The 4,460-nt window shown below is 72.0% G+C and carries 3 protein-coding genes; 2 read left to right on the plus strand and 1 reads right to left on the minus strand.

Features of this window, described 5'->3' with window-relative positions; translation table 11 throughout:
• A partial coding sequence (locus EBH09_RS11685; RefSeq protein WP_121746922.1) for a CDP-alcohol phosphatidyltransferase occupies positions 1 to 1,589 on the plus strand: 1,589 nt, incomplete at its 5' end.
• Here the strand turns inward: EBH09_RS11685 and dusB are convergent.
• Positions 1,590 to 2,756, minus strand: a complete 1,167-nt coding sequence (dusB, locus tag EBH09_RS11690) for a tRNA dihydrouridine synthase DusB (protein WP_121746923.1) — start codon at positions 2,754 to 2,756, stop codon at positions 1,590 to 1,592.
• A 108-nt stretch (positions 2,757 to 2,864) separates the two neighbouring features.
• Between dusB and EBH09_RS11695 the strand changes: the two genes are divergently transcribed.
• Positions 2,865 to 4,310, plus strand: coding sequence for an MFS transporter (locus EBH09_RS11695; RefSeq protein WP_121746924.1), 1,446 nt, complete (start codon positions 2,865 to 2,867; stop codon positions 4,308 to 4,310).
• Positions 4,311 to 4,460: the final 150 nt, after the last annotated feature.

Raw genomic sequence — 4,460 nt, forward strand, 5'->3', positions numbered from 1 at the left:
CCGTACTCGTGCTCGGGGCACTGCTCCTGCCGAACACCCTCGTCGCCCTGGAGCCCAACCGGTTCGCCCGCATCCCGGCGGAGGCGGTCATCGGGGCGGTACTGCTGCTCTGCCTGCCGCGGGTGCCGCGCCTGGTGCTGGCGGCGCTGTTCGGTACCGGCCTCGGTGCGCTGACCGTGCTGAACCTGCTCGACATGGGCTTCACCGAGTACCTGGGGCGGGGCTTCAACGTCGTCCTGGACTGGGGCCTGCTCGACGACGCCCGGTCGTACGTGGCGGACTCGATGGGCGGGGCGGCGGCGACCGGGGCCGCGGTGGGCGCGGTCGTGGGGGTCCTGCTCCTGCTGGTCCTCATGGCCCTGGCGGCGGTCCGGCTCGGCGAACTGCTCGCCGCGCACCGGGAGCGGGCGGCCCGGGGCGCGCTGCTGGCGGCCACCGTGTGGATGACGTGCGTGGCGCTGGGCGTGCAGACCTTCGGCGTGCCGGTGGCCACCAGGAGCGCCTCCGGGGCACTGGAGGCGCAGGCGCACCGGGTGGTGGACACGCTGCGGGACGAGGCGGCGTTCGCGAAGGAGGCGAAGGCCGACCGCTTCGGCGCCACGCCCGGCGCGCAACTGGTGCCGGACCTGCGCGGCAAGGACGTGATCTTCACGTTCATCGAGAGCTACGGCCGCAGCGCCATCGAGGACCCCGTCATGGCACCGGGTGTCGGCCGGACGCTCGACACCAGCACGAAGGCGCTGGCCGGGGCGGGCTACCGGGCGCGGAGCGGCTGGCTGACGTCGGCGACGTACGGGGGCAGCAGCTGGCTCGGCCACTCCACCTTCATGTCGGGCCTGTGGGTCGACAACCAGCAGCGCTACCGCACCGTCACCGCCGGCGACCACCTCACCCTCACCAAGGCGTTCGAGAAGACCGGCGACTGGGACACGGTCGGCGTCATGCCGGGTGTGCAGAAGGCCTGGCCGGAGGCGGAGTGGTACGGGCTCGACAAGGTCTACGACGCGTTCGACGTCGGCTACGAGGGGCCGAAGTTCAGCTGGTCGACCATGCCGGACCAGTACGCGCTGGAGGCCTTCCAGCGCCTGGAGCACGGCAGGAAGCGCGACCGGCCGCTGATGGCGGAGATCATCCTGACCTCCAGCCACCAGCCCTGGGCGCCGATCCCGGAGCTGGTCGGCTGGGACGAGATCGGCGACGGGTCGGTCTTCGAGGGCATCGAGGAGTCGGGCGAGGAGGCGGCGGACGTCATCGCCGACTCCGCGCGGTCCAAGGAGGAGTACGGCAGGTCGGTCGAGTACTCGGTCACCAGCCTCACCCAGTGGCTGGAGCGCTATGGCACCGACGACACGGTCCTGGTCTTCCTCGGCGACCACGAGCCGATCACGCGCGTGACCGGCGACAAAACGAGCCGGGACGTCCCCGTCTCGATCGTCGCCAAGGACCCGAAGGTGCTCGACGCGATCGCCGACTGGAACTGGACGGAGGGCCTCAAGCCCGCCCAGGACGCCCCGGTGTGGAAGATGAGCTCCTTCCGCGACCGCTTCCTGACGGCCTACGGCTCCATCCCGCACCCGACCCAGGACTGATCAGCCGCCGGAGGTGTCCAGCTCCGCCTCGTCGCCTACGCCCGCGCAGTCGTACGGGTCCTTGAGCCAGCCGTCCGGCAGGACCACCCGGTTGTTGCCGGACGTGCGGCCGCGGGGGCCGTCGGCGCCGGCCGGCCAGGGCTGGTCCAGGTCGAGTTCGTCGAGGCCGGCGCGCAGCGCCTCCAGGGAGGAGGTGATGGCGAGCCGCTTGCGCATCTCGGAGCCGACCGCGAAGCCCTTGAGGTACCAGGCGACGTGCTTGCGGAAGTCGATGACGCCGCGTGCCTCGTCGCCGATCCACTCGCCGAGCAGGGTGGCGTGCCGGACCATCACGTCGGCGACTTCGCGCAGGGAGGGCCGCACGTAGTCCTCCGTACGCCCCTCGAAGGCGGCCACCAGGTCGGCGAAGAGCCACGGCCGCCCCAGGCACCCGCGTCCCACGACCACGCCGTCGCAGCCGGTCTCGCGGACCATCCGCAGCGCGTCCTCGGCCGACCAGATGTCGCCGTTCCCCAGGACGGGGATCTCCGGGACGTGCTCCTTCAGGCGGGCGATGGCGTCCCAGTCGGCGGTGCCGCCGTAGTGCTGGGCTGCGGTGCGGCCGTGCAGGGCGATGGCGGTCACGCCCTCCTCGACGGCGATGCGGCCGGCGTCGAGGTGGGTGAGGTGGTCGTCGTCGATGCCCTTGCGCATCTTCATGGTGACGGGCAGGTCACCGGCGCCGCTCACGGCCTCGCGGACGATGGCCCGCAGCAGGTTCCGCTTGTACGGCAGGGCCGAGCCGCCGCCCTTGCGGGTCACCTTGGGCACGGGGCAGCCGAAGTTCAGGTCGATGTGGTCGGCGAGGCCCTCTTCCGCGATCATGCGGACGGCCTTGCCGACGGTCGCGGGGTCCACGCCGTACAGCTGGATCGAGCGCGGCGTCTCGGTCGCGTCGAAGTGGATCAGCTGCATGGTCTTCTCGTTGCGCTCGACCAGCGCCCGGGTGGTGATCATCTCGCTCACGAAGAGCCCCTTGCCGCCACTGAACTCCCTGCACAGCGTACGGAAGGGCGCGTTGGTGATCCCGGCCATCGGCGCCAGCACGACGGGCGGCGCGACGGTGTGCGGGCCGATCCGCAACGGCCGGGCGGTGGTGCTGGGGGCGGGCGTGGTGGGCGTGGACATTCCTCCATTGTCACGTACGCGGGGCAGTGCTCGCCGTACCCCGGGACCGAAGATCGTGTATCGGTCATTAGTTAACCGCACTATCAAAATGGGCGTACGATGGCGGCCATGGCCGAGCTCACCCACCGCCGACGTCTGCTCGTGCTCGCCGTCTGCTGCATGAGTCTGCTGATCGTGAGCATCGACAACACGATCCTCAACGTCGCCCTGCCCGCCATGCAGCGCGACTTCGACGCGAGCACGTCGGGACTCCAGTGGGCGATCGACGCGTACACGCTGGTGCTGGCCGCGCTGCTGATGCTCGCCGGGTCCACGGCCGACCGGATCGGCCGCAAGCGGGTCTTCGTGACGGGCCTGGTCGTCTTCACCCTCGGCTCACTGCTCTGCTCGCTGGCGCCGGACCTGTCCTGGCTGGTCGTGTTCCGGATGATGCAGGCGGTGGGCGGTTCCATGCTCAACCCGGTCGCCATGTCGATCATCACCAACACCTTCACCGACCCCCGCGAGCGCGCCCGCGCGATCGGGGTGTGGGGCGCGGTGGTCGGCATATCGATGGCCGCCGGCCCGCTGGCCGGCGGCCTGCTCGTGGAGTCGGTCGGCTGGCGCTCGATCTTCTGGGTCAACCTGCCGGTGGGCCTCGTGGCACTGGTGCTCACCCTGCGCTTCGTCCCCGAGTCCCGCGCACCGAAGGCCCGCCGCCCCGACCCGCTGGGCCAGCTGATGGTGATCGTGCTGTTCGGCTCCCTGACATACGCGATCATCGAGGCGCCGAACGCCGGGCCCGCGACGGTGGGGCCCTTCGCCCTGCTGGCGCTCACCGCCCTGCTCGGTCTCCTCCGGTACGAACCCCGTCGCGCCGAGCCGCTCATCGACCTGCGCTTCTTCCGCTCGGCACCGTTCAGCGGAGCCACCGTGATCGCGGTCAGCGCCTTCGCCGCGCTCGGCGGCTTCCTGTTCCTGTCGACGCTGTATCTGCAGAACGTGCGCGGACTGAGCGCCCTGCACGCGGGTTTGTGGATGCTGCCGATGGCCGTGCCGACCTTCCTGTGCGCCCCGCTGTCCGGGCGGCTGGTCGGCACCCGGGGGCCACGGCTGCCGCTGCTGATCGCGGGCGGCGCGCTGACCCTGAGCGGGGTCCTGTTCGCCGCCTTCGAGGCCGAGACGTCCGACGTCACCCTCTTCATCGGCTACGTCCTTTTCGGCGTCGGCTTCGGTTTCGTCAACGCGCCCATCACCAACACCGCCGTCTCGGGCATGCCCCGCGCCCAGGCCGGGGTCGCCGCGGCCGTCGCCTCCACCAGCCGCCAGCTGGGCCAGACCCTGGGCGTGGCGGTGGTCGGCGCGGTGCTGGCGGCGGGCGTGGGCGCGTCGTCGTACCGCGACGCCTTCGTCTCCGCCGCCCGCCCCGGCTGGTGGATCCTGGCCGCCTGCGGCCTCGCGGTCCTGGTCCTCGGCGCCGTCACCAACGGCCGCTGGGCCCACCGCACGGCCGAGCGCACGGCCGGGCGCCTGGAGTCACCGGAGGCACGGGAGGCAGCCCGATCGGGCACGTGACACCGAGCCCGTACGCACGGGCGCGCCTGCTGCGCGACTCGCCGCACATCCGGACGCCGCCCCGCCGCACGCCCCCGGAGGCGCACCTCACACCCATGCGCCGCCCCGCCACACGCCCCAGGTGGCGCGGGGAACCGCGCGACCAGCCCC

Origin of the sequence: Streptomyces sp. E2N166, from assembly GCF_003671715.1 — a bacterium.
Classification (GTDB): Bacteria; Actinomycetota; Actinomycetes; order Streptomycetales; family Streptomycetaceae; genus Streptomyces; species Streptomyces thinghirensis.